General features: G+C 71.5%; 23 protein-coding genes and 1 tRNA gene. 9 read left to right on the top strand and 15 right to left on the bottom strand.

Features of this window, described 5'->3' with window-relative positions:
• Positions 1-289 precede the first annotated feature (289 nt).
• The 6 genes from AC6CH6_RS12575 to AC6CH6_RS12550 form a co-directional block, all read right to left on the bottom strand.
• Entirely contained in the window at positions 290-1,099 is an 810-nt protein-coding gene (locus AC6CH6_RS12575) for a pyruvate, water dikinase regulatory protein (protein WP_498255370.1), read from the bottom strand.
• Between the two features lie 83 nt (positions 1,100-1,182).
• Positions 1,183-3,585, bottom strand: coding sequence for a phosphoenolpyruvate synthase (ppsA, locus tag AC6CH6_RS12570; protein ID WP_498255369.1), 2,403 nt, complete (start codon positions 3,583-3,585; stop codon positions 1,183-1,185).
• A gap of 403 nt (positions 3,586-3,988) precedes the next feature.
• Positions 3,989-4,459, bottom strand: a complete 471-nt coding sequence (locus tag AC6CH6_RS12565; protein WP_498255368.1) for a PTS sugar transporter subunit IIA — start codon at positions 4,457-4,459, stop codon at positions 3,989-3,991.
• A gap of 97 nt (positions 4,460-4,556) precedes the next feature.
• The gene (locus AC6CH6_RS12560) at positions 4,557-5,954 is read right to left on the bottom strand and encodes a PTS galactitol transporter subunit IIC (protein ID WP_498255367.1); all 1,398 of its coding nucleotides are present in this window, start codon (positions 5,952-5,954) and stop codon (positions 4,557-4,559) included.
• Between the two features lie 63 nt (positions 5,955-6,017).
• Positions 6,018-6,293 (bottom strand): PTS sugar transporter subunit IIB, encoded by a 276-nt coding sequence (locus tag AC6CH6_RS12555; RefSeq protein ID WP_498255366.1) that lies wholly within the window; start codon positions 6,291-6,293, stop codon positions 6,018-6,020.
• A 444-nt stretch (positions 6,294-6,737) separates the two neighbouring features.
• The gene (locus AC6CH6_RS12550) at positions 6,738-7,493 is read right to left on the bottom strand and encodes a DeoR/GlpR family DNA-binding transcription regulator (RefSeq protein ID WP_498255365.1); all 756 of its coding nucleotides are present in this window, start codon (positions 7,491-7,493) and stop codon (positions 6,738-6,740) included.
• A gap of 79 nt (positions 7,494-7,572) precedes the next feature.
• Here AC6CH6_RS12550 and AC6CH6_RS12545 point away from each other — a divergent pair, with 79 nt between their 5' ends.
• Entirely contained in the window at positions 7,573-8,244 is a 672-nt protein-coding gene (locus AC6CH6_RS12545) for a histidine phosphatase family protein (protein ID WP_498255364.1), read from the top strand.
• A 210-nt stretch (positions 8,245-8,454) separates the two neighbouring features.
• The gene (locus tag AC6CH6_RS12540) at positions 8,455-9,402 is read left to right on the top strand and encodes a sugar-binding transcriptional regulator (protein WP_498255363.1); all 948 of its coding nucleotides are present in this window, start codon (positions 8,455-8,457) and stop codon (positions 9,400-9,402) included.
• A gap of 3 nt (positions 9,403-9,405) precedes the next feature.
• On the opposite strand, the gene AC6CH6_RS12535 is transcribed toward AC6CH6_RS12540, so the two are convergent.
• Positions 9,406-10,149, bottom strand: coding sequence for an IspD/TarI family cytidylyltransferase (locus AC6CH6_RS12535; RefSeq protein ID WP_498255362.1), 744 nt, complete (start codon positions 10,147-10,149; stop codon positions 9,406-9,408).
• 270 nt (positions 10,150-10,419) lie between these two features.
• The gene (locus AC6CH6_RS12530; protein WP_017831963.1) at positions 10,420-10,902 is read right to left on the bottom strand and encodes a CarD family transcriptional regulator; all 483 of its coding nucleotides are present in this window, start codon (positions 10,900-10,902) and stop codon (positions 10,420-10,422) included.
• 155 nt (positions 10,903-11,057) lie between these two features.
• Between AC6CH6_RS12530 and AC6CH6_RS12525 the strand changes: the two genes are divergently transcribed.
• Positions 11,058-11,609 carry a hypothetical protein gene (locus tag AC6CH6_RS12525; protein ID WP_284562676.1) on the top strand — a complete coding sequence of 184 codons (552 nt, stop codon included), beginning with the start codon at positions 11,058-11,060 and terminating at the stop codon, positions 11,607-11,609.
• An 81-nt stretch (positions 11,610-11,690) separates the two neighbouring features.
• On the opposite strand, the gene AC6CH6_RS12520 is transcribed toward AC6CH6_RS12525, so the two are convergent.
• Complete coding sequence (locus tag AC6CH6_RS12520) at positions 11,691-12,371, bottom strand: winged helix-turn-helix domain-containing protein (protein ID WP_035926161.1); 681 nt, start codon at positions 12,369-12,371, stop codon at positions 11,691-11,693.
• Positions 12,368-13,636, bottom strand: coding sequence for a sensor histidine kinase (locus AC6CH6_RS12515; RefSeq protein ID WP_498255361.1), 1,269 nt, complete (start codon positions 13,634-13,636; stop codon positions 12,368-12,370). The genes AC6CH6_RS12520 and AC6CH6_RS12515 overlap by 4 nt, the downstream gene beginning before the upstream one ends.
• A gap of 220 nt (positions 13,637-13,856) precedes the next feature.
• Between AC6CH6_RS12515 and phoU the strand changes: the two genes are divergently transcribed.
• The gene (gene phoU, locus AC6CH6_RS12510; protein WP_017831967.1) at positions 13,857-14,555 is read left to right on the top strand and encodes a phosphate signaling complex protein PhoU; all 699 of its coding nucleotides are present in this window, start codon (positions 13,857-13,859) and stop codon (positions 14,553-14,555) included.
• A gap of 106 nt (positions 14,556-14,661) precedes the next feature.
• Here phoU and AC6CH6_RS12505 read toward each other — a convergent pair whose 3' ends face one another.
• The 3 genes from AC6CH6_RS12505 to AC6CH6_RS12495 form a co-directional block, all read right to left on the bottom strand.
• Positions 14,662-15,420, bottom strand: a complete 759-nt coding sequence (locus AC6CH6_RS12505; RefSeq protein WP_017831968.1) for a phosphoglyceromutase — start codon at positions 15,418-15,420, stop codon at positions 14,662-14,664.
• Between the two features lie 91 nt (positions 15,421-15,511).
• Entirely contained in the window at positions 15,512-15,826 is a 315-nt protein-coding gene (locus AC6CH6_RS12500) for a DUF2516 family protein (protein WP_229587767.1), read from the bottom strand.
• A 10-nt stretch (positions 15,827-15,836) separates the two neighbouring features.
• The gene (locus AC6CH6_RS12495; protein WP_498255360.1) at positions 15,837-17,006 is read right to left on the bottom strand and encodes a trans-sulfuration enzyme family protein; all 1,170 of its coding nucleotides are present in this window, start codon (positions 17,004-17,006) and stop codon (positions 15,837-15,839) included.
• Between the two features lie 81 nt (positions 17,007-17,087).
• Between AC6CH6_RS12495 and tmk the strand changes: the two genes are divergently transcribed.
• From tmk to AC6CH6_RS12480, 3 genes are read left to right on the top strand one after another with little or no spacing between them, the layout of a single operon-like run.
• On the top strand, positions 17,088-17,807 hold the full coding sequence (gene tmk / locus AC6CH6_RS12490) for a dTMP kinase (RefSeq protein ID WP_498255359.1): 720 nt from the start codon (positions 17,088-17,090) through the stop codon (positions 17,805-17,807).
• Entirely contained in the window at positions 17,804-18,943 is a 1,140-nt protein-coding gene (locus AC6CH6_RS12485; RefSeq protein WP_109269392.1) for a DNA polymerase III subunit delta', read from the top strand. The genes tmk and AC6CH6_RS12485 overlap by 4 nt, the downstream gene beginning before the upstream one ends.
• A 44-nt stretch (positions 18,944-18,987) precedes the next feature.
• Positions 18,988-20,577 (top strand): alpha/beta hydrolase, encoded by a 1,590-nt coding sequence (locus AC6CH6_RS12480; RefSeq protein ID WP_498255358.1) that lies wholly within the window; start codon positions 18,988-18,990, stop codon positions 20,575-20,577.
• Positions 20,578-20,617: 40 nt separating this feature from the next.
• Here AC6CH6_RS12480 and AC6CH6_RS12475 read toward each other — a convergent pair whose 3' ends face one another.
• Positions 20,618-21,337 carry an HAD-IA family hydrolase gene (locus AC6CH6_RS12475; RefSeq protein WP_498255357.1) on the bottom strand — a complete coding sequence of 240 codons (720 nt, stop codon included), beginning with the start codon at positions 21,335-21,337 and terminating at the stop codon, positions 20,618-20,620.
• A gap of 220 nt (positions 21,338-21,557) precedes the next feature.
• Here AC6CH6_RS12475 and AC6CH6_RS12470 point away from each other — a divergent pair.
• Both AC6CH6_RS12470 and AC6CH6_RS12465 read left to right on the top strand, forming a co-directional pair.
• A tRNA-Thr gene (locus AC6CH6_RS12470) sits at positions 21,558-21,630 on the top strand.
• 387 nt (positions 21,631-22,017) lie between these two features.
• Positions 22,018-22,716, top strand: a complete 699-nt coding sequence (locus AC6CH6_RS12465) for a hypothetical protein (protein WP_498255356.1) — start codon at positions 22,018-22,020, stop codon at positions 22,714-22,716.
• 758 nt (positions 22,717-23,474) lie between these two features.
• Here the strand turns inward: AC6CH6_RS12465 and AC6CH6_RS12460 are convergent.
• Positions 23,475-25,292 carry a sensor histidine kinase gene (locus tag AC6CH6_RS12460; protein WP_498255355.1) on the bottom strand — a complete coding sequence of 606 codons (1,818 nt, stop codon included), beginning with the start codon at positions 25,290-25,292 and terminating at the stop codon, positions 23,475-23,477.
• Positions 25,293-25,326 lie beyond the last annotated feature (34 nt).

The following is a 25,326-nucleotide window of genomic DNA, read 5'->3' as shown; positions in this document are numbered from 1 at the left end:
ATAACGAACCCCATCCATTGGTGCTTCTCCCGCCCGTTTGCGACCGGCGGCGGTAGAGCACGCTGGGTGATGAGGTGGAAGCCGACGCTGCACGCGTTCGCGTTTCCCCTTCGCCGGACGATTCGAGACAACCACTTACTGATGAGAACCGCTGGACTCCACACACCGATTTTCTTACAGTGCCGACAGTTCCGCGACGACCTCCAGAGGATCACCCTGCGGCCAGTAGTAGCCGATGAAGTATGCAGCGGTCAGGGGCAGCAGCAGCTTCCTCGCCGGGGCGAACTTCTTAGAGTTGCATCTGTTGCAGGATCGTGGCGGAGATCTCCTCGACGGACATGGAGGCGGAGTTGACGTGGGGAATGCCGTTCAGCGCGTACATCTCCTCGGCGTTGCGCAGCTCCCAGGAGCACTGGGCCAGAGAGGAGTAGACCGTTCCGGGTCGTCGTTCCTGGCGGACCTGGCTCAGCCGCAGCGGCTGTGAAGTGAGTCCGAAGCACTTCTTGCTATGGGACGTGATGGGTGCCGGCAGGGATCGGTGCTCGAAGTCCTCGTCCACCAGCGGGAAGTTGGCGACATGGATGCCGTGCTGCAGGGCCAGGTACATGGTGGTGGGGGTCTTGCCGCAGCGTGACGGGGCGATGAGGATCAGGTCGGCCCGCTCCAGGGCCCGGATGGACTGCCCGTCGTCGTGCTCCATGGCGTACTCCACCGCCGCCATCCTGGTCTGGTAGCGGATGGCGTCCCCGAGGCCGTGGGCCCTGCCCGGCTGCAGGCTCGCCCGCGTGTGCAGCGCGGTCTCGAGCTGGGGGAGGTGGGTGCCGAAGAGGTCCACGAAGAAGCCCTGACTGCCGGCGAGGATGCCGCGGATGTCCGGGGCGACGACCGTGGAGAACACCACCGGCATCCGTCCGGAGGCAGCCACGGCGTCGATCCGGGCCGCCACCTGCCGTGCCCGCTCCACGGTGACGATGAACGGCACGGTGTGGCGTTCGAAGTGCTGGTCGGGGAACTGGGTGATCAAGGTGGTGCCCAGGGTCTCGGCGGTGATTCCTGTGCTGTCCGAGACGAAGAACGCCACGGGGCAGGTGTCAGTCACTTCTGATGTGCCTTTCTCTGGTGCCGTGTCTGCGGGTCGGTGTCCCTGCCCTGGCACGTGGGGTCGCCAGGGCAGGGACACCATCAGGCGCCGGGCCGGGGTGCGGTGCGGGCCAGGGACAGCCAGGTGTCCACGACGGCGTCAGGGTTCAGCGAGACGGAGTCGATGCCCTGTTCCAGCAGCCAGGCGGCGAGGTCGGGGTGGTCGCTGGGGCCCTGGCCGCAGATCCCGACGTACTTGCCGCGCTCCTTGCAGGCGGCGATGGCCATCGCGAGCAGCTTCTTCACCGCCGGGTCGCGCTCGTCGAAGGAGGCGGCCACCAGGGCGGAGTCACGGTCCAAGCCCAGGGTGAGCTGGGTGAGGTCGTTGGAGCCGATGGAGAACCCGTCGAAGTGGTCCAGGAACGCATCGGCCAGCAGCGCGTTGGCGGGCAGCTCGCACATCATCACGATCTGCAGGCCGTCCTCACCGCGCCGCAGGCCGTTGTCCGCCAGCAGGGCCACCACGCCTTCGGCTTCGGCCACGGTGCGCACGAACGGGACCATGAGCTTGATGTTGCTCAGGCCCATGGTGGTGCGTGCGTGCTTGACCGCTTCGCACTCCATCTCGAAGGCCGCCCGGAAGCTTTCCGACAGGTACCGTGAGGCGCCCCGGAAGCCGAGCATGGGGTTCTCCTCTTCCGGTTCGAACTGTGGGCCGCCGAGGAGGTTGGCGTACTCGTTGGACTTGAAGTCCGAGAGCCGGATGATCACCGGTTCGGGGGCGAAGGCGGCGGCGATCGTGGCGATGCCCTCGGCCAGGCGCTTGACGTAGTAGTCACGCGGGCCGGCGTAGGCGGCGATCCGCTCCCGGATGCGCCGGGCGACGTCGTCCGGCAGGCTCTCGTCGTCGTTCTCCAGGACGAGCAGGGCCAGGGGATGGATGCCGATCTGGCGGTTGATGATGAACTCCAGCCGCGCCAGGCCCACGCCGTGGTGGGGCAGCTGGGCGAAGCTGAACGCCTGCTCCGGGGTGCCCACGTTCATCATGACCTTCAGCGGTGCCTCGGGCATGGATTCCAGGGCGGTCTCCTCCACGGTGTAGTCCAGCAGCCCCTGGTAGACCAGGCCGGCCTCGCCCTCGGCGCAGGAGACCGTCACCGGATCCCCGTCGAACAGAGCCGTGGTGGCATCGCCGGTGCCGACGACGGCGGGGATGCCCAGTTCCCGGGCGATGATGGCCGCGTGGCAGGTGCGCCCGCCGCGGTCGGTGACGATCGCGGCGGCCTTCTTCATGATCGGCTCCCAGTCCGGATCCGTCATGTTCGCGACCAGGACGTCGCCGGTCTGGAAGGAGGCCATCTCCTCATGGGAGCTGAGAATACGGACCTCTCCCGCGCCGATGCGCTGGCCGATGGCCCGCCCTTCCACCCGCACCGGCCCGCTCCCCTGGAGCCGGTAGCGGAAGATGTTGCCGGCTGCCCGGCGGGAGACCACCGTCTCGGGACGGGCCTGCAGGATGTAGAGCTGCCCGTCGGTCCCGTCCCTGCCCCACTCGATGTCCATGGGCCGGCCGTAGTGATCCTCGATCGCCACGCCGTATCGGGCCAGCTGCTCGACCTCGGCGTCGGTGAGGCTGAAGCGCCGGCGCAGATGCGCCGGCACAGGCACGAAGCGCACGGTTTCCCCGAGCTCTTGGGAGTCGGTGTAGGTCATCTGCAGGGCCTTCTCCCCGAGCCCGCGCTTGAGCACCGCCGGCCGGTGCGCGGCCAGGGCCGGCTTGTAGACGTAGAACTCGTCCGGGTTCACCGCGCCTTGCACCACGGCCTCCCCCAGCCCGTAGGAGGAGGTGATGAACACCGCGTCGGTGAACCCGGACTCGGTGTCCATGGTGAACATCACCCCCGAGGCCCCCACGTCCGAACGCACCATCCGCTGCACCCCGGCCGAGAGCGCCACCTCGGCGTGGGCGAAGCCGTGGTGGACCCGGTAGGCGATCGCCCGGTCGTTGTAGAGCGAGGCGAAGACGTCCTTGACCGCGGCCAGCACGTTCTCCACCCCTCGCACGTTGAGGAACGTCTCCTGCTGCCCGGCGAAGGAGGCGTCCGGCAGGTCCTCCGCGGTCGCACTCGAGCGCACCGCCCAGGACACGTCCGTACCTCCCCTTGGCTGGGAAGCGACCAGTTCCGCATAGGCACTGCGGATGCTGTTCTCCAGGGCCGCCGGCAACGGTGCCTGCTGGATAAGGGACCGGATCTGTGCGCCCGCCCTGGCCAAGGCGCTGACGTCATCGGTGTCCAAACCTTCGAGTATCTCGGCGATCCGCGCGCCCAGCCCGTCGGCCTGCAGGAACTCCCGGAAGGCCGTGGCGGTCGTGGCGAACCCGCCCGGGACCTTCACCCCGGCGGCGCCCAGGTTGCGGATCAGCTCGCCCAAGGAGGCGTTCTTGCCTCCGACCTCCTCGAGGTCGGACAGATCGATCTCGGTGAACGGAAGAACATAGGTCATGAGGATTCTCTCCTTCGAGGTCCGCTCGTGCGGATACGGGTCGACGATCGGGTGCGGTGGAAGGCAGATGCATCGGCGTGGTCGGCTCCGAGCCGTGCCGCTCGGAGCCGACCAGCCTTAACAGGAAGTCACCGCCGGGACGGCCGTAGAGGACAGGACCGAGCCAGTGGCCCGGATGGCTGGTTCTCCAGCGGCGCATCGTGGAACCGACCGGCTTCCCGGGGGGGGTGTTTCTCCCCTTGTCGTGATGGCCTCAGGTGACGGCCAGGAGAGAAACGTTTGTGAGGCCAGGTTCTGACGGCCGTCAAGGCGACGGCGCAAGATCCTGGCAGGCAGAAGAGTGCAGTGGGGGAAAGACGTCTGCGGATGAGCCACCCCGTTGGCTTACAGACCTGGCGAAGCGTCACGTGCCCTCGATCTGGCAGAAGGCGGCGGTGGCCCGATGGGCCAGATCCTCGTCGCTGACGGCTGCGAGCAGGGAACGCATGCGTGCCTCGTCACTGACGGCGCCGATGACGGTGGTCAGCGCCGCCATGTGCGACTGCGCGGCGGGCACCAGCAACATGACGACGAGCTGGACCTCCATCAGGCTGTTGGAGCGGCCCATCTCACCGAAGGGCACCGGCTGCGCGAGCCGGGCGATGCCCAGTCCGGCGGTGAGCACGTGCTCCGGGTCTGCGTGCGGGATCGCGGTCGGCACGACGGTGGGCAGACCTGTGGGGTGGCGACGTTCGCGGTCGGCGAGGGCTGCGGGGAACGACTCGCGCACGTACCCGTTCACGAGGGCTGCCTCCGCCAGTACGGAGAGTGCCTCCGACCAGGTGGTGGCTTCGAGCCCGTCGAGGCAGAGTCCTGCCAGTGGCTCAAGATCCAACGTGTCCTCCTGTGTGTCGATGGTCGTAGCAGCGGGGCCCGCGTTGCTCCTGGGCCGGACCGACCGTGTCCCGTCCTGGCCCCATGGGTCGGCCTTCTCAGGCCGAGACGTCCTGCTGCGCTGCGAGGCGTGCGCGTTCGCGGCGCCGGGTGCCACGGGCGATGAGGACGGTGGCCAGAAGGCACAGGGCGAACACTGCGAGGATCGCCCAGGTGCCCAGGCCTGCGGCGCCCATGAACAGCCCGGTGAGCGGGTTGGCGCCGTCCACGAGCGAGGAGATGGTCGAGCCCGGTTCGACGTCGAAGCCGGAGCTCGCCGCGACCTGGGTGAACGTCGGGGCGACCGCCGTGGCGATGAACAGGCCGGCGCCCACCAGGATGGACGCACCGATCACGGAGCGGACGATGTTGCCGCGGAAGACGGCGACCATGATCGCCACGATGAAGGGCAGGGTCGCCAGGTCCACCAGGGGCAGCACCCGGTTCCCCAGCGGGGCCAGCACCACCGCCATGAGCAGCGTGATCGGGACCATCAGCAACGAGGTGGCGATCACGGACGGCTGACCCACGGCGATCGCGGCGTCGAGACCGATGTAGAAGGAGCGGCCCGGGAAGCGCTTCTGGATGAAGGTGCGCGCCGCCTCCGAGACCGGGATCAGGCCCTCCATCAGCAGCGCGACCATGCGCGGGAGCAGCACCATGGTCGCGGCCAGGGAGATCGCCATGATGAGAATCGCCGCCGAATCGGCCGCGAAATCGTCCAGGCCGTAGCCGAGCAAGCCGATGATCAGCCCCAGCACCAGCCCCATGATCATGGTCTCGCCGAAGACGCCGAAGCGCTTCTGGATGCCCTCGGAAGTGGCGTCCCACTTCCGCAGCCCCGGGATGCGGTCGAACACCCAGTTCAGCGGCACCGCGAGCAGACCGTAGGGGACGGCGGTGCCGTGCGGGAACGAGATGTCCGGCAGGTTAAAGTACTTCTGCACGATCGGGGCGGTGTAGTCGGCCAGGGCCAGCACCAGCATCAGGTGCACGCACGCGGACAGCAGTCCGAGCCAGAAGTTCCCGGTCAGCGCGCCCACCAGCGCACCGATCAGCGCCGAGTGCCAGTAGTTCCACAGGTCGATGTTGAAGGTGCGGGTGAGGCCGGTGACCAGCAGAACCACGTTGACCAGCAGGCCCACCGGGATGATGAGAGCGCCGACCGTGGAGCCGAACGCGATGGCCGCCGACGAGGGCCAGCCCACATCGATGACGCTGAGGTCCACACCGAAGTTCTCTGCCATTCCCTCGGCGGCAGGAGCCACCTGGGAACCGAGCAGGCCGATGACCAGGTTGATGCCGACGAAACCGACACCGATGGTGATGCCGGCGCGGAAGGCCCTGCTGAACTTCAGACCCAGGATCAGGCCAAAGATCGTGATGAAGACGGGGAGGACGACCGAGGCCCCGAGCGAGGTGATGTAGCCGGACACGGTCGAGAGGACAGCCTCCATGGCGGCCTTTCTGTGGATTCGAAGGTGGCGGGGAGTCGGCGGGGTCAGGCCGAGCCCGGCGGATCAGGCGAGGTGCTCGTCGATCTGCTGGTAGACGGAGTCCTCGCCGACGCCGGTGAGCAGCGCAAGGCCACGCACGGACGGGACGGACAGACCGGCCGGCACCTCGGTGGTGGCAACGATGAGGTCGGCGTCGACATCGCCACGGACGAGATCCATGACCTTGCCTTGCTGGATGTCGGCCTCGATGCCCCGAGACTTCAGGTGCTCGCGGATCTTCCCCACGACGACCGTGGAGGTCGCCACTCCGGTGCCGCAGACAACGAGAATGCGCTTCATGATGAACTCCTGGGTCGTTGAAGCTGTTGGTGCACGAATGTGCACATAAGAACTTTGATGTGCACATTCGTGTAGCAGAGAAGGTAGCATATGACCTAGGTCACGCAACAGGTCTGACCGTGCGAGTTACACAGGATCGAGCAGGAGTGGACCCCGGGCACGGTGTACGGGTGCACTACGGGATCGATGATGGCGGCGAGGACATCCCTGTCCTCTCAGCGCATGCGCTTCCTGCCGCTGCCGCCCGTCTCGGCGGGATGATGTCCACACCCCTTCTGGGAGTCGACAGAGGGGTTGATGTGGCATCGGAAGCCCAAAAGGTCACTCGGCAACGGGCCGGCCCAGGACCGGGATCAGCCGGAACCAGCCGCCCGCGAACTGCTCCGCGCTCCCCAGGGTGACGCACCGGCGACGACCACCGGACCGGATCGGCGCCGGGCACACCTAGACCGTGATGACCTCGACGCCCGCCTCGGCTGCGGAGGCCTGCTCCTCGGCGGTTAGCCGGTGGTCGGTGATGATGGTGGTGAGCTCGGACGCGTCCGCGAACCAACCGAAGGCAGTCTTGCCCCACTTGGTCTCGTCGCACAGCAGGACCACCCGACTGGAGTACCGGACGGCGGCGGCCTTGATGGCCGCGTCCTCGGCGTCGTAGGAGGTCACTCCCCCGGCGAGGGAAAACCCACAGCAAGAGATGAGGGCGGTGTCGAAGCGCATCGCGGAGATGCCGCTCACCGCCTTCGCCCCCGTGAAGGACAGTTCGTCGGGGCGAACGTCTCCGCCGCACATCGTGAGATGAATGCCGGCATCACCGAGGACGGTCGCGGCCCGCAGGGACAGCGGCACCACGCGCAGGCTTGGATCTCGAAGCTGGTGAGCGAGCTCCAGACAGGTGGTCCCTCCATCGAGGATGAGGCTTTCATGAGGGGCCAGGATCGCGGCGGCGGCGAGGGCGATGCGTCGCTTGGCGTCGGGGCTGATGGAGGTGCGTGCCATGAACGGAGTAGTGACACCTCGCAGGGACAGGCGGCGCGCTCCGCCGTGCGTTCGCCGCAGCACCCCTTCGCGGTCCAGTTGCACCAGGTCCCGGCGCACAGTGGCCTCCGAAGCGTCCAGTTCGTCCACCAGCTCGGCCACGCTCACACTGTCGGCGTTCTCGAGCAACCGCAGGATGCCTGCTCGTCGTTCTGTCGTTCCCATGCCGACATCCTATCTGCTCGGTGATGATTGATTGATCACACTTTGTGCATGATCGGTCATCTCCAGGTAGGGTAGGGTCATGCGAATCCTCCTCATCCGTCACGGCCAGACCCAGCCCAACGTGGACGACATCATCGACACGCGCATTCCCGGCCCCGTCCTGACACCCCTGGGCTTCCGACAGGCAGCGGCCCTCCCCCGTGCCTTGGAGAGTGCAGAAATCGGTGCGCTCTGGGTCTCGAGCATGATCCGCACACACCTCACAGCCGCCCCACTGGCCCAGGCGCGCGAACTGGTCCCGGTGGAGCGGCACGGACTCCACGAGATCCAGGCCCCGGAGTGGGAGCTGTCGGCAGATCCGGAGCACATCGACGCCTACTACGACGTCGTGCAGTCCTGGGCGTACGGAGACCTGGAGCGGCGCATGCCCGGCGGAGAGACGGGCGAGGAGTTCTTCGCCCGCTACGACGCCGTCGTCGACGAAGCCGTGCAAGCTGCCCGTGATGCCGGACTGGAAACAGTCGCCCTTGTCAGCCACGGTACGGCGATCAGGTGCTGGACCAGCCGGCGCACGGACAACCTCGACGCCGGAAGCCTGGGACAGCGCCAGTTGAACAACACCGGCGTGGTGATCCTCGAGGAGACATCCGACTCAGCGGGGCCCTGGACCTGCCACACCTGGATGGGCGAGCCGGTCAGTGGCGTCGGAGCGCTCGCCCCGGCCGGACCGGCAGGGGAGCCCATCTGCTGACGCCGCCCTCACTATGCGGGCCCCACCACCGGACGGCCCCGTTATACACTTCAGGCATGGAGGCTCGGGAGGTGTTGGCTGCATCGAACGGTCGATTCCTCCCCCCGGACACCGGCTCCCGTACCTGGCTTCCCGCCGTACCGCCGCGTACGACCACCCCCTTCCCCGATGTGCCGGTGCGGCGCCGCGGGCGACCCGATGGAGCAGCGCATGCCGGCACCCCGTGAATCGGCCATGCTGGCCCGAGCCGCACGCATGTACTACTTGGAGAACCGGCCGCAGAGCGACATCGCCCGGGAGCTGGGGGTCAGCAGATCCAACGTCTCGCGGATTCTCACCGCTGCCCGGGATGCGGGGATCGTGGAGATCCGGATCCACGAGCCGGCCGTGCGGGGCCACGAGCTGGAGAAGGCTCTCCAGGACAAGTTCGGGCTGAAGGCCTGCCTCGTGGCGGTGGACGGTGCGCACCGGTCGTCGCTGGACGCCGTCGGCTCGGTGGGCGCCGCCTGGTTGGAGGAGAATCTCGGCGACTCGCGCCGGATCGCACTGTCCTGGGGGCGGTCCGTGCAGTCCCTCGTGACGAACTTCCAGGGCGGCTCGCCGCATCCCGACCTGGAGATCCTCCCCCTGGTGGGCGGATTCTCCGCCGTGGAAGTGAGCCAGAACCCGAACGCCGTCGTCCGCGGGCTGTCTGCGAAGCTGGGCGCGCACTACCGCCCCCTGCTGGCGCCTGCGGTGGTGCGGTCGGTTCAGGCTCGGGACGCGCTGCTCGGCGAGCCGGCGATCAGCCAGGTCCTGGACGACGCCCGGAAGGCCGACATCGCCATCATCGGCATCGGCAGCGTCCACCACGGCTCCACCGCGGCAATCGTCGAGGCGATGGAGTTCACCGCCGCGGAGGCGGAGATCTTCGAGAACTCACCCGTCGTGGGGGACGCCTGCACCCGGTTCTTCGACGTCGAGGGTCACCTGGTCAGTTCCCCGGCGGATGGCCGGGTCATCGGCGTCGACCTGGAGACCCTCAAGTCCATCCCCACCGTGGTGGCCGTGGCCGAGGGAGCTCAGAAGATCCGGGCGGTGCACGGCGCCCTGCGCGGCGGTCTGGTCGACGTCCTGGTGGTGGACTCCGAGCTCGGCGAGGGGCTGCTGGAGCTGTAGTCCTCAGAGCTTCCGGAAGGCCGTGCTGCCTTCGTGGAAGATCTCCGCGCGGATCATGTCCACCAGACAGGTCATGGGGATCGCCTGCATCTCCCCGGGGAGGACCGTCACCTCTCGGCCCATGCGATCGGCGACGCCGTGGGCCAGCGTGACGAACGCCTTGCGCACCGACGTCTCCCCGTTCCGCGGATCGTCGGTGCGGATGGGGGGCAGGTCCTCGACGTGGCCGAGCGCCTCGGCGGAAAAGCCCCACGGGCTCTGCAGGACCCGCACCCGGTCACGATCCACGGCACTGGAGATCAGTCCCGAGCCGTCGTCACGAACGACCTTGATGCTGTCCACCACGGGAATGGCGGGGACCACGACGTCGTGGCCCGACTCCAGCGCCGCCGCCACCGATCCGATGAGCCGGGCGCTCGCGAGGGCGTGGGTGATCCGGTGGACCACCACGTTGCGGTGGCCGTACTCGGCGGCCAGTTCCCCGCACTCGGCCAGCAAGGACACGATCTCCGCCCCGGGCCGGGCGGTCGGCAACAGGTGCACGCGCGTCCCGGCCGGCTGATCGACGAGGCACTCGTCGATCTCCGCACGACTCCGGTCGTCCGTGAGGACGACGACGTCCGTGACGGACGGGCATTCGGCCAGAGTGGCGAGGGTGTGCGCGAAGATGCTCCGTCCCTTGAGAGCGGAGCTGGTGAAAGGGCGTGCTCCCGGGCGCAGGCGGGAGAAGGCCGAGGAGCACGGCACGATCGCCAGGGTTCCGCTCAGGCCGGGACCTCGATTCTGCTCGGTACGCCGCAAGTATCGCACCGCAGCGGCAGGAAGTACGTCACGGTCCGGCGGCGAGCCGCAGCTGCGGGCGGCCGGACCGACGAGAACCCTAGCACGACCGTCGCCGCGGGCCCCCGGGCAGGCACGGTCGTGACCGCGGCCGCGGTCACGAGAACGGCGAACCCGCCCTCCGGGGAGGGCGGGTTCGCCGTGGTGGACCGTGGTGCGTTCCCGCTCACGGGTCGGTCAGGACGCCAGGATGTCGTCGAGGCGCTTCTCGGCCTCTTCCTCGTCGATCTTCTTGGCGAGCGCCAGCTCGGAGGTGAGGATCTGGCGGGCCTTCGTCAGCATCCGCTTCTCCCCCGCCGAGAGCCCGCGGTCGCGGTCGCGGCGCCAGAGGTCGCGCACGACCTCGGCGACCTTGAGCACATCGCCGGACGCGAGCTTCTCGAGGTTGGCCTTGTAGCGCCGGGACCAGTTGCTGGCCTCCTCGGTGTCCTTCGCCTGCAGGACCGAGATGACCTTCTTGAGCCCGTCCTCGTCGACGACGTCGCGCACGCCCACCAGGTCGACGTTCTCCGCGGGTACCTCGATCACCAGATCCCCCTGGGTCACCTTGAGCTTGAGATACATCTTCTCTTCGCCCTTGACGGTGCGGGTCTTGATCTCCTCGATGGTCGCCGCGCCGTGGTGCGGGTAGACAACCGTCTCGCCAACCTCAAAAACCATATGGAAATACCCCTTTCAGAACTTCCATTCTAACACGGTGTAGGATTCGCCGATCCGGGGCGGGCGGGGACCGCGGGCCCGTCGATGCGGACGATCCGTCGGCAAACGGATAAGCTGGTCGGGACATCGTCCTGAGCTCCCGAGGAGTACGCGCCGTGAAGATCGCCGCCCGCCAGAAGCTGCGTCGCGCAGGCCTGAGTGCCGCCGCCGCGGCCGCCCTGCTGACCACCGCCGGATGCGCCTACATCAACCCGCCGGCCACGACCATGGTGTACTCGGCCGCGGACGGCATCGTGGAGCAGGTCGGGGACGTCAAGCTGGCCAACGTGCTGATCGTGGCGACCGGCGCCGACCAGGAGGGTCGCGTGCTGGGCACCCTGGTGAACGACGGCGACCAGGAGGTCACGCTGTCGATGGACGTCGACGGCGCCACCGCCGAGGTGCAGATCCCGGCCGGCGGCACCGTGGATCTCGACCAGGACGACCCGGTCGTGACCGTGGACCGTGCCGGCGCCGAGCCGGGTCTCATGGTCGAGACCGAGTTCACCGCCGGCGGCGAGTCCCTCACCGAGCGGGTCCCGGTCCTGGACCACACCTTCCCCCGCTACGCCGAGTTCATCCCCGGCGGCGCGCCGAGCACCCCGGCGAACCCCTCCAACACGCCCGTGCCCGTCGAGGAGATGGTGGGCCAGGAGAGCGGCCACTGACGACTCCCACCGGCGCGCACGAGCGGAAGGGCCCGGAACCCCCTCGGGGGTCCGGGCCCTTCCGTCTGCCGGGGCGCCGGCTCAGCCCTCGAACTTGTAGCCCAGGCCCCGCACCGTCACGAGGTGCCGCGGGGCGGAGGGATCGGGCTCGATCTTGGCGCGCAGGCGCTTGACGTGGACGTCGAGGGTCTTGGTGTCCCCCACGTAGTCCGAGCCCCAGACCCGGTCGATGAGCTGCCCGCGGGTCAGCACGCGCCCGGCGTTGCGCAGCAGCATCTCCAGCAGCTCGAACTCCTTGAGCGGCATGGCGACCCGCTCCCCGTGCACGCTGACCACGTGCCGCTCGATGTCCATCCGCACGGGGCCGGCCTGCACGGTCGCCGAGACGAGCTCCTCGGGCTCCCCCTGCCGGCGCAGGACCGCTCGGATCCGGGCCACGAGCTCCCGGGACGAGTACGGCTTGGTGACGTAGTCGTCGGCGCCGAGCTCGAGCCCGACCACCTTGTCGATCTCGGCGTCCTTGGCCGTGAGCATGATGATCGGCACGGAGGAGCGCTGCCGCACCTGCCGGCACACCTCGGTGCCGGACAGCCCGGGGAGCATGAGGTCCAGCAGCATCAGGTCGGCCCCGGACCGGTCGAACTCCGCCACGGCGTCCACGCCGTTGTCGACGACCTCCACCTCGAACCCCTCCTTCCCCAGCAGGTAGGAGAGTGGGTCGCTGAGGGACTCCTCGTCCTCGACGATCAGGATGCGGGTCACTGTCGGTCCTCCGTGCTCCCGGCGCGCGCCGCGGGGGCGGCGGGCCGTGGGGTCGATGCGTCTGGGCGGGGTGGTGCCTGCTGCGGCACCGCGCGGGCGGTCGCGCCGGGGGCCGGCTGCCCGGTCCCCCCGGGGTCGTCGGCGCCCTCGATCTGGGGGATGCTGAGGGTGAACGTGGAGCCGCGGCCCGGCTGCGACCACAGGGTGGCCTCGCCGCCGTGCTGGGACATGACGTGCTTGACGATGCTCAGTCCGAGCCCGGTGCCGCCCGTCCGGCGGGAGCGGGCCGCGTCCACGCGGTAGAAGCGCTCGAAGATCCGGTCCTGCTCGTCCTCGGGGATGCCCGGGCCCTGGTCGGTCACCGAGATCTGGGCCATCCCGTCCCGCTCCCGGACGCCGACGCCCACGCGGGTGCCCTCCGGGGAGTAGTGCACCGCGTTGTCGATGAGGTTGCGCAGCGCGGTGACGAGCAGGTCGGGGTCGCCGAACACGGGCCGGGTGACGCGCCCGCCCACCGCGATCTCGATGCCCTTGTTCTCGGCCGGGAACCGGTTGCGGTCCACGGCGTCGGCGATCACCTGGTTGAGGTCCACGGGCCGGCCCTCGGTGACCACGTCCGCGCCCTGCAGGCGGGAGAGCTCGATGATGTCCTGGACGAGGGCGGTCAGCCGGGCGGACTCCTTGTGCAGGCGCTGGGCGAAGCGGCGCACGGCCTCCTCGTCCTCGGCCGCGTCCTCGATCGCCTCGGCGAGCAGCCCGATCGCCCCCACGGGGGTCTTCAGCTCGTGCGAGACGTTGGCGACGAAGTCGTTGCGGATCGACTGCGCGCGGACGATCTCCGTCTGGTCGTCGGCGAGCAGCAGGATGTACTCCTCCGCGATGGGGGCCACCCGGACGTCGAGCACCACCGCGCCCGTCTGGAACGGTCCGCGGGACAGCTCGACCCGCCGCTCCTCGATCACGCCGCTGCGCCGGGCCCGGCGGATCATCTCGAGCATCTGCTCGTGCACCACGGTGTGCCCGCGGACCAGTCCGAAGGCGTAGGCGGCCGGGGAGGCGCGCACCACGCCGTCGACCCCGTCCACCACCACGTAGGCGCGGCCGATCACCGCGAGCACGTCCGCGGTGCCGTCGGGCAGCGTGGGCTCCTGGATGTCGGCGCGGGCGCGGCGGCCCCGTCCGCTCACCCGGAGGGCGATCAGACCGCTCACCCCGAGGGCGAAGCCGAGCAGACCCGCGGCGACGGCGATGGCAGTTGGACTCACGGAACCAGCTTAGGCACTCGGGGGCGCGGGGACCCCGCGCCGGGCGTCACGGGCTACAGGTTCAACCAACGTTCATCCTAAGATGAGCGAAAGTTCACTCCTGGCTGTGACGGTGGCGGCGGGTGTGCTCGCACCCGGCCCCCACGTCATCCGTCCCGCTCCGCGCCGCACCCCGGCCGCGGCTGCCGCGGACGCCGCCGCATCTCGAAAGGACGCATCCGTGCGCAAGGTTTTCCAGGCAGAACTCCACCAGGTCGGCGAGGAGCTCATCCAGATCGCGACCCTGGTGCGCGAGGCCCTCGCCCGCGCCAAGGACGCGCTCCTCGACGCGGACATCCAGCTCGCCGAGGAGGTCATCTCCAACGACGCCCGGATCGACTTCCTGCAGAACGACCTCGACGAGCGCTCGATCGACATCCTCGCGCTGCAGAGCCCCGTGGCCTCGGACCTGCGGATGATCGTGGGCGCGCTGCGGATGAGCGCCTCCCTGGAGCGTGCCGGCGACCTCGCCCGGCACCTGGCCCAGGCCGTGCGCATCCGCTATCCCGAGCCGGTCATCCCCGAGCCGCTGGTGGAGACGTTCACCCGGATGTTCGACCTCGACCTGCAGATCCTGGACCGGGTCATCCAGGTGCTCCAGACCCGCGACCTCTCCCTCGCCGACGACATCTACTCGCTCAAGGGCGAGGTCAACCAGCTGCACCAGTCCGTCTTCGACGCGCTCGCCGCGCCGAGCTGGGACTCGTCGGTGCCCACCGCCGTGGACGTCACCCTGTGCTCCCGCTACCTCGAGCGCATCGGGGACCACGGGGTCTCGGTGACCCGCAAGGTCTCCTACCTGGTGACCGGGGACTGGGTCCCGGCCAGCTCCGACCGCCCCACCGGCCACGGCCACGTGGGCCGCGACGGGGGCGAGTGAGCCCCCCGCCCGGGCGCCGGCCGAGCCCAGCCCGGGCACCGGACAGGGGCCGGGTCCACCAGCACGGTGGACCCGGCCCCTGTCCGTGGGCGGGAGCCTTCCGGGGCTACTTCTTGCCCTGGTTGGCGACCGCCTGGATCGAGCTCGCGGCGGCCTCGGGGTCGAGGTACTCGCCGCCGGCCACGAGCGGGCGGAGGTTCTCGTCGAGCTCGTAGTAGAGCGGGATGCCCGTGGGGATGTTCAGCGCCGCGATGTCCTCGTCCGAGATGCCGTCGAGGTGCTTCACCAGGGCGCGCAGGGAGTTGCCGTGGGCCGCGACGATGACGGTCCGGCCGGCCTGCAGGTCGGGGACGATCTCCTGCTCCCAGTACGGCATGAAGCGGTCCAGGACGTCCTTGAGGCACTCGGTGCGGGGCGCGTCCGGCACGTCCGCGTAGCGGGGGTCGCCGGCCTGCGAGAACTCGGACGAGTCCTCCAGCTCGGGCGGCGGGACGTCGTAGGAGCGGCGCCAGGTCATGAACTGCTCGTCGCCGTACTCGTCGCGGACCTGGGTCTTGTCCTTGCCCTGCAGCGCACCGTAGTGGCGCTCGTTGAGCCGCCACGACCGCTTCACGGGGATCCAGTGCCGGTCCGCCCGGTCCAGCGCGAGGTGGGCGGTGGTGATCGCCCGGCGCAGGAGCGAGGTGTGCAGGACGTCCGGGGCGATCCCCTTCTCGACGAGCAGCTCACCGCCGCGGACGGCCTCCTCCCGCCCCTTCTCGGTCAGGTCCACGTCCACCCACCCGGTGAACAGGTTCTTCTCGTTCCAGTCGGACTGTCCGTGCCGGAGCAGGACGAGCTTGTGCGGTGCTGATTCGGTAGCCATGGGGCCATTCTTCCACCCGGGCGGCGGCGCGGGACAAGCCGGCGTCACGGGCGCCCCGTGTCGCGGGGCCGGGCGCCGCGCGCCCGGGCGGTCACCAGTTGTTGGGGCCCTTGGACTCCAGGCCCACGGCCGGGCGGACGTCGGCCAGGTAGACCCCCACGGCCGTGCCCGCGATGAGCAGGACGAACAGGCTGGGCCGCAGCAGCATCAGCGTGAAGACCGTGAACGCGAGGGAGCCGCCCGTGAGCGCGAGCCAGAAGCCCTTCGTGCGCTTGAAGGCGCGCTGGAACTGCACCGGCGCCTTGGTCAGGCAGTCCACGAAGGCCCACACGGCCAGGCCGGCGACGACCAGCGCCAGCGCGATGTCGATGAAGCGCACGAGTAAGAAGACCCAGGGAATGTCCACGCCGCCCAGCCTACCGGTCGATCCCGCACAGGACGCGGTCGAGGTCCTCCCAGAGGTCCTCGACGTTCTCGATGCCCACCGACAGGCGCAGCAGCGTCTCCGGGACGCTGTGCGGCTCCTCGTGGTGCCGCCTCCGCCGCTCGATCAGCGACTCCACCCCTCCGAGCGAGGTCGCGGGGGTCCACACGCGCAGGGCGTCCACGGCCGCCTCGACGGCGGCGACGTCCCCCGCGGGCACGATCGCCACGATCGAGCCGAAGCCGTCCATCTGCGCGGCGGCACGCTCGTGCCCGGGGTCCCCGGGCAGGCCCGGGTAGCGGACCTCGCGCACGGCCGGGTGCTGCTGGAGGCGGCGGGCGAGCTCTCCGGCGGTGGCCGCGGAGCGCTCGACCCGCACCGCCAGGGTGCGCATCCCCCGCAGCGCGAGCCACGCCTCGAACGGGCCCGGGACCGCGCCGTGCAGGGAGCGGTGCCCCTTCAGCCGGGTCCGCAGAGCCGGGTCGGAGGTGACGGCGGCCCCCAGGACGACGTCGGAGTGCCCCGCCAGGTACTTGGTCACGGAGTGCACCACGATGTCGGCGCCGTGCTCGAGCGGTCGCTGCAGCAGCGGGGTGGCGAAGGTGTTGTCCACGCACGTGAGCACGCCGCGCTCGCGGGCCGCCGCGAGCAGCGCGGGGAGGTCGGCGACCTCCAGCATGGGGTTGGTGGGGCTCTCGAGCCAGAGCAGGTCGGCGGCGTCGAGCGCCGCCACCACGTCCTCGGTGTCCGTGACGTCCACGGTCTGCACGGTGAGCAGACCGCGGGACTCGAGGTCCGCGGCCAGGGCCAGGGAGCCCTGGTAGCTGTGCCGGGGCAGCACCAGCCGGCCACCCGCCGGGACGAGCGAGAGCACCGACGCGACGGCGGCGAGCCCCGAGGCGTAGGCCAGTCCGGGGAGCTCCGCCCGCTCGAGCCGCGCCAGCACGTCCTCGAGGTCCTCCCACGTGGGGTTGCTGAACCGCCCGTAGGTGCGGTCCTCGGCGTCGAGCCCGCCGGAGCCCCGGTAGGTGGAGGTCAGGACGATGGACGGGCCGACCGGCGCGTCGTGCTCCGGTGCGGGCCGCCCGCCCGCGACCAGCACGGTGTCCGGGCGGAGGTCGGTGGAGCCGTGGGCGGGCGGGGTCTCGGAGCGCGCAGTCATGGCCCCAGGCTATCGGCCCGCGGCGTCCCCAGCCGCGCGCGCACCGGCGGCGCTGTCCGCGCGGGTGGATAGGCTGGGACCGTGACCTCCCGACCAACCCCCGCCCCGCCGCCCGCCTCCGCCGCGGTGCCCTCCCCCGCGCCGTCCGGGCGCGGGCTCTTCGTGGTGTTCGAGGGCGGGGACGGCGCCGGGAAGTCCACCCAGGTCGGCCGGCTCGTGGACGCCCTGCGCGCCGAGGGGCACGACCCCCTGCGCACCCGGGAGCCCGGGGGGACCCCGCTGGGCGAGAGGGTGCGCGAGCTCGTGCTGGACCCGGCGCACGGGCCCGTCGACGCCCGCGCCGAGGCCCTGCTCTTCGCCGCGGCCCGCGCCGCCCACGTCGCCCAGCTCATCCGCCCCGCGCTCGCCGCCGGGCGGACCGTGGTCTGCGACCGCTTCGCCGACTCCTCCGCCGCCTACCAGGGCGCCGGGCGCGGCCTCGGCCTGGACCGCGTCGCGGAGCTCAACGCGTGGGCCACGGCCGGGCTCGTCCCGGACCTCACCGTGCTGCTCGACGTCCCGGCCGGCACGGGGCGGACCCGCCGGGAGGCCCGTGACGGCACCGCGGGCGACCGCCTGGAGACCGAGCCCGACGCCTTCCACGACGCGAACCGGGGGGCGTTCCTCGAGCTCGCCGGCCGGGCGCCGGAGCGCTACCTGGTGCTCGACGCCACCCGGCCGGCCGGGGAGCTCGCGGCCGCCGTGCGCGAGCGCCTCACCGGGCTCGCCCGCTCCGCCCGGGCCGCGGAGGTGGGCGCGTGAGCGTGTGGGACCAGCTGCTGGGCCAGGACGCCGTGGTGGCGCAGCTGCGGCGCGCCGCCCAGGAGGACCGGCCCACCCACGCCTGGCTGTTCACCGGTCCACCCGGCTCGGGGCGATCCAACGCGGCGCTCGCGTTCGCCGCCGCCCTGCTGTGCGAGCAGGAGGACCCCGCCGAGCGCGGGTGCGGGCAGTGCCACGCGTGCCGCACGGTCCTGGCCAGCTCGCACGCGGACCTCACCCACTTCGTCACGGAGAACCCGCAGATCACCATCGAGGAGGCCCGCGAGCTCGTGGTCCGCGCCCAGGACCGGCCCTCGGTGGGCCGCTGGCGCGTCATGGTGGTCGAGGACGCCGACCGCATGGCGGAGCGCACCTCGAACGTGATGCTCAAGGCCATCGAGGAGCCCCCGCCCAACACCATCTGGCTGCTGTGCGCCCCGAGCCCGATGGACGTGCTCGTGACCATCCGCTCCCGCTGCCGTCCGGCCACGCTGAAGGTGCCCGCTGTGGAGGACGTGGCCGAGCTGCTGATCCGCCGGCACGGGGTGCCCCGGCAGCGCGCGGAGGAGAGCGCCCGGCTGGCGCAGTCCCACGTGGGGATCGCGAAGCGGCTCGCCCTCTACGACGACGCCCGCACCCGGCGGCAGGAGGTCGTGTCCATGCCGCTGAAGCTCTCCGGGGTGCCGGACGCCGTGCGCGCCGCGGACCGGCTGCACAAGATCGCCGTGGAGGAGTCCCAGGCGGACGCCGAGTCCCGCAACGAGGCGGAGCGCAAGCAGCTGCTCGTGGCCCTGGGCGCGCCGGAGTCCGGACGGGTGCCGCCGGCCATCCGCGGCGCCCTCAACCGGCTCGAGGCCGACCAGAAGCGCCGGTCCCGCCGGATCCAGACGGACACCCTCGACCGCTTCCTCATCGACCTCACCACCTTCTACCGCGACGTCCTGACCCTCCAGCTGCGCACGGGCTCCGCCCTGGTCAACGAGCACCTGGCCCAGCAGCTGCAGGACCACGCGTCCAACTCGACCCCCGAGCGGACGCTGCACCGCATCGACGTGATCAGCCGGACCCGGGACCGGATCCGCACCAACGTCAGCGCGCAGCTGGCCTTCGAGGCCATGGCCGTCTCCCTGCTCTGACCCCGCCCCCGACCCCCATCCCCCCACCCCCCTCGAGGAGCCCCATGACCCGCCGTGCCGCCCCCTCGCGCCGCGCCCTCCTGCCCGTCACGGCCGCACTGGCCGCGACCGGCCTGCTCCTGAGCGGCTGCTCGTCCCTCGGGGCCGGCGCCACGGGCGAGCCGACCTCCGGGGGCGCCACCGGCGCCGTCGTCGAGGGCACCCCCGAGGAGCTCCAGCGCTACTACACGCAGACCGTCACCTGGGAGGACTGCACGTTCGAGGTGGAGACCAACGGCGCGCAGGACGACCTCCGGTGCGCCGACGTCGAGGTGCCCCTCGACTACGCCGACCCCGGGGGTGGGACCACCACCGTGGTGATGTCCCGCCTGCCCGCCGGCGGGGACGCCCGCGGCAGCCTGCTCCTCAATCCCGGCGGGCCCGGCGCCTCCGGGGTGGACGCGATGCTCTACGCGCAGTACACGGTCACCGGCGACGTGCGCGAGGCCTACGACGTCGTGGGCTTCGACCCGCGCGGCGTGAGCCGCTCCGAGGGCATCGAGTGCCTCGACGACGCGGAGCTGGACGCGTGGCGCGCCGAGCCGATGTTCGACCCCCGGGAGCAGCCGGTCGAGCAGATCCAGGAGGAGTACGAGCAGCTCGGCGCCGCGTGCGTGCAGGACTCCGGCGAGCTCGTGGCGCAGATGGACACCGTGAGCGCCGCCCGGGACATGGACGTGCTCCGGGCCGTGCTCGGCGACGAGCGGACGACCTACCTGGGCTTCTCCTACGGCACCCACCTGGGCGCGGTGTACGCCGACCTGTTCCCCGACCGGGTCGGCCGGCTCGTGCTCGACGGCGGCGTGGACCCCACCCTGAGCGACATGGAGGCCACCGCCGACCAGGCCGAGGGCTTCGAGGACAACCTGCGCCACTGGGTGCAGCAGTGCCAGTTCGAGATCCGGGACTGCGTGGTGGCCGACGTCTCCACGGACGAGGCGCTGACCCGGATCCAGGAGCTCATCGCCTCCGTCGAGGAGGAGACCGTGACCGCCGCCGACGGCCGGCGGGTCACCGCCACCAACGTGGTCGAGGGCATCCTGGGGCCCCTCTACGCGACCACCGGCTACGAGACGCTCAACGAGTCCCTGGGCGCCGCCTTCGACGGCGACTTCTCCGCGCTGCTCGCCCAGTCGGACGCCACGCACGGGCGCGACGCCGAGGGCCGGTACACGAGCAACACCACCATGGCGTTCACGGCCGTCAACTGCCTCGACCGGCCCGACGGGACGGTCACGGCGGAGCAGATGGCCCGGCACCAGGAGGAGCTGGAGCGGGTCGCCCCGACCTTCGGCCCGTACCTGGGCTACGGCGACGCCGCGTGCCAGGGATGGCCGGTCGACCCGGCGGGCCTGCCGGAGCCGCTCGACGCCGCCGGCGCCGATCCCGTCCTCGTGGTGGGCACCACCCACGACCCCGCGACCCCCTACCACTGGTCCGAGGCCCTCGTGGAGCAGCTCGACGGCGCCCGGCTGCTGACCTACGACAGCTACGGCCACACCGCCTACACGGCCGGCAACCGCTGCGTGCAGGACGCCGTGGACGCCTACCTGCTGGAGGGCGAGCTCCCCGCGGAGGGGACGACCTGCTCCTGATCCGCCGCGACCCGGGCGACCGGTGCCGGCGCGGTGGGCGTCAGCTCGCGCCGGGCACCGGCGTGCGGACGAGTCCGGGGAGGTCCCGGACCGAGTCGACCACCACATGGGCGCCGGCCGCGCGCAGGGACGCGGCGTCGTGCGCGCCCGTGCGGACGCCGACGACCGCGGCGGAGCCGGCCCGCAGACCGGCCTGCACGTCCGCCGCGGTGTCCCCCACCACCATGACCCGGCGGACGTCGCCGAGGTCGAGCGCCAGCACGGCGGTGAGCACCATGTCCGGCCAGGGCCGTCCGCGCCCCGCGTCCGAGGGACACAGGCTGAGATCCGCGAGACCGGTCCAGCCGAGCTGCTCGAGGAGCGTGTTCAGGCTGTGCCGGTTGTAGCCGGTGGCCAGGCAGACCCGCAGGCCCGCCTCGCGCAACGCCGTGACGGCCTGCTCCGCGCCCTCCACGGGGACAACCCCCTCGGTGGCCAGCAGCTCGTCGAGGTGGCGCTCGAAGTCCCGGACCGCCTGCCGTGCCCGGTGGGGGTCGCTCGCGAACAGCTGCTCGAGCACTCCCGCCTTCGACTGGCCCAGCGTGTCCCGGACGTGGTGGAGCATCTGCCGGAACCGCGCCGAGCCGGGGTCGACGCCGAGACCGGTCACGGTGCGCTCGAAGGCCCGCTCCATGATCCCGTTGTCGTGGAACACGGTCCCGGACATGTCCAGGAAGGCCAGTTCGAGATCCGGCGCGATGCCGCCGTCCGGTGTGCGCACTGGGCTGCTCCTGTTCCGGGCGGACCGCAGCGGCCGGCCCCGTCGTCGTGTCCGTCCATGCTGCGCCCCCGCCCCGCGGGCCGGTAAGGCCGGGGAGCCGAAGAGCCGGTGAACTCCCGGGGAACGCCCGCACCGCGCCGGCCCCGCCGATTGGGGACGCCCCCGCGCTCTCTGCTACAGTTTCACCTGCACTGAGGCCGTCCCGGACGGCCGCGTGCACGCCTCCTTAGCTCAGTCGGTAGAGCGTTTCACTCGTAATGAAAAGGTCGTCGGTTCGATTCCGACAGGAGGCTCCGACCGGAGCAGGCTCCGGACCCCCTGGGTCCGGAGCCTTCGTCGTCCCTCCCCGAGCTCGTCCCGCCCCGCCGCCGGCCCCCACCCCGCGGTCCCGCGCGACGGGCGGCGCGGACCGGCCGTCACAGTCGCGTCCCCCCTGGTCACAGTCCTGTTCGGCGGGTGGGGCCCGCCGTACGCTGAGGCAACCGGGCGCGATCGGCCGCCACGGACCACTTGGGCGGTGCACCATGCAACTCCGTTCCCGACAGCGCCTCGGCATGCTCTTCCTCGCCGGAGCGGCCCTGGTGACGTCCGCCTGCGGCACCTCCCCCGGTCCTCCGCGGGACACGGCTCCTCCCCCGGACACGGCCTCCCCGACCTCGCCCGCACCGAGTGAGCCCCGGGTGTCCCGCGTCCTGACCTGGCTCCGCATGGGACCCACCGGGGAGGGCACCCCGCTGTGGTACGACCCCCTGAAGGACGGGGACTGCGGCGACGAGCAGCTGCTCGCGTCCCGGGCCCAGCCCGTCCCGCGCGCCGGCGCCCTCCTGTGCGAGGCCGCCACGACCAACGACGCCGAGCTGTGGCGGCAGGGCGAGGAGGCGCTGGCCGCCGTGCCGGCGCCCGCCGGCTGCTGGGAGGAGGAGACCGTGGCGGGCCTGCAGAGGCTGGTCGAGTTCCACCGCCTGACGCCGGAGGCGGTCCCCGAGCTCCGGGTCCCCGACGGCACGGCCTGCCCCCTCGTGCTGGAGGGCCTCCTCTCGCCGCTGGCCCCCGGTGTCGAGGGCCTGGAGATCCCCGTGTCCACCTGCGGCGGCGCACCGGTCTTCCTGCAGGGCAACCTCGAGTGGGTGCCGCCGGAGGGCATCCGCGCGGTGTCGGTGGGCGCCGCGGTCGTGCCGGTGCAGCAGGGCAACGGGAGCCTGTTCTTCCGCGCCCCGCCGTCGGACGTCGCCGGCCCCGTCCCGGTGACCGTCTCGGACGCGGACTGGCCGGGCGGCGGGCAGGGCTACCTGGTGTACCAGGTGCCGGCCGCCGCCTGTCCCGACCCCCCGCCGGCGCCCTCCCCGGCACCCGCGCCCACCGCTGCACCCACACCGTAGGAGCCACGGTGGCGGAGCAGGAGCCGGACGGGTCCCCCCTCTGGGGGCGGCTGTTCCGGGCGGTCTCGGAGCTGGGCGTGGGGGTGAGCCTGCTGACGGCTCTGCTCCTCTACTTCGGCTGGGTCCGCGCCGGCGCCCAGGCCCGGGAGATGGGCCTGGACGCGAACCTCTTCGGCTACACCACCCAGGACTACCTGCTGCTGAGCATCGGCTCGCTGTACGTCCAGCTCCTCTGGATCGCCGTGGCCGTGCTCGGCGGGATCTGGCTGGACCGCCGGGTCCGCGAGCGCGTGGAGGCCCGTGCCCTCCGGTCCGGGAGCGCCCCGGTGGTGCGGTGGGCGCGCCGGGGGACGTGGTTCTTCATCGGGCTGGCGGTCGCAGTGCGACTCCTGGGCGGCGCCGTCCCGGAGGAGGAGGCCTGGGGGATCCCCTTCGCCATGGCGCTGTGCGTCCTCGCGGCCGCCTGGGCCGCCGGCCTCCGGCGGCGCGTCACCGCCCGTGACGACCGGCCCGCCGCGCCGGAGCGGCCGCTCCTGCGGGGTTTTGCGCTGGTGTCCGTGGTCGCGCTCCTGGTCTTCTGGGGCACGTCGTCGGTGGCCGAGGCCATGGGCCGGGCCCTGGCCTACGACCTCGAGGAGGAGCTGGGGACGATGCCGCGGGCGGTCGTCTACAGCGAGAAGCCGCTGCACATCGGCCTGCCCGGGGTCCGGGCGGAGGAGCTGGGCGGACCGGACGACCCGCTCCACCGCTACGACGGGCTACGGCTCCTGACGCTGCGGGGCGGCCGGTACTTCCTCCTGCCCGAGCAGTGGACGGTCACCGGCAGCACGGTCCTGGTGCTGCCCGACGACGGCTCGGTCCGGCTGGAGTACAGCCGCTGATCCGTCCTGTTCCGCCCGGCCGGGGTCCTCCGCACCCACCGGTCCGGCCGCCGGGAGGGTCAGGGTGAAGACGGTCCCCTCCCCCGGTGCGCTCTCGCAGCGGATGGTGCCGCCGTGGCGCTCGACGATCTCGTGCACGACCGCCAGGCCCAGGCCCAGACCCGGGATGGCGCTCATCCGGGCGTTGCTGCTGCGGAAGAACCGGCCGAACACGTGCTCGGCGTCCTCCGGGCGCATCCCCATGCCGCGGTCCGCCACCTGCACCTGCACGGTCGCCCCGGCCCGGGCCACCCGGACCGTCACCGGCCCGCCGCCCGGGGAGTACTTGATGGCGTTCGAGAGCAGGTTGTCGAGCACCTGCCCCAGGCGCACGGGGTCGCAGGGCAGCACGAGGCGGGGCGGGGCGTCGACCCGCAGGTCCACCCCCGCCTCCGCGGCCCGGAGCCCGGCCGCCGCGACGGACTGCTGGACCACCTGGACGAGGTCGGCCTCCGCCGTCTGCAGCGCCATGACGGGGCCCGCGGTGCGGAGGAGGTCCTCGACCAGGACGAGCAGCTGGTCGGCGTTGCGCTCGACGACCTCCAGCCCGGAGCGGACGTGCCCGGGGAGCCGCTCGTCCATGGCCAGGAGCTCGGTGTAGCCGCGGATGGACGTCAGGGGCGTGCGCAGCTCGTGGGAGACGCCGGCCACGAAGTCGTCCTTGGCCTGCAGCGCCGCCACCAGCTCGGTCACGTCGTTGAACGACAGGACGGAGCCCTCGACCCCGCCGTCCTCGTCCCGGAGCACGCGGGCGGACACGGAGAGCACCCGCTGCAGGGGCGGCTCCCCCGCCCAGACCAGGGCATCGGAGAAGGACTCGCCGCGGATCGCGCGGAGGGCGGGACGCCGGTCCACGGGCAGCGGCGTCCCGTCCGCGTCCGCGTAGACCCGCAGGTCCGCCTCGGCGCCTTCCCGCACCCCCTCGGGCAGCGAGAGCTCGTGGATCCGGTGCTGGCGGCGGTTCATGAGGATGTCGTGGCCGTGCTCGTCGATCGCCAGCACGCCCACGTCCACCGTGTCCAGGACGGTGTTCAGCAGCCGTTCCCGCCGCGCGGTCACGCCCAGCAGCCGGCGCAGCTCGGCGTCCTTGGCCTCGAGCTCGGCGTTCTGGCGCTCCATGCTGTTCGACAGCACCTGGACGGTGAGCCCGATGCCCAGCAGCATGACGGGGATCAGCAGCGGGGCCGTCAGCAGCTGCGCGCTCACCGGCCGGGGCGGGACGAGGAGCGGGACCCACACCATGGCGAGGGTCAGGACGAAGCCCAGCGGGGCGGACGCCCGGGGCAGCCGCCCGGAGCCGGTGAGCCAGATGACGGGGAACGCGGCCATGATGCCCACCCCGGTCACCGTGCTCAGCGTGCCCTCCCGCAGCAGGGTGATGGGGACGAAGTCCAGGACCGGGACGGCCAGGAAGGCCCCGTAGGGCAGCCGGTCCCACGGCACCAGCACGCACAGGGCCGTCAGCGCCACCGTGAGCGCCAGGGCCAGCTGCACCCGCAGGTCGCCCCGCAGCGGCTCGTGGACCACCCAGATCCCGGCGACGAGGACGACGGTCGTGACGAACAGCGGCAGCTGGCTGAGGAGCACGCGCCGGCGCATCGACAGCTCGTGGAAGCTGATCCGGTCGAGGGAGAGGACGGTGAGCAAGCGGTCCACGGGAGAACTCTTCCGACTGGGTGCGTCACCCTCG

The sequence above is a fragment of the Kocuria sp. GQ42 genome, assembly GCF_059758435.1.
This window is presented reverse-complemented; position numbering and strand designations above follow the sequence as displayed.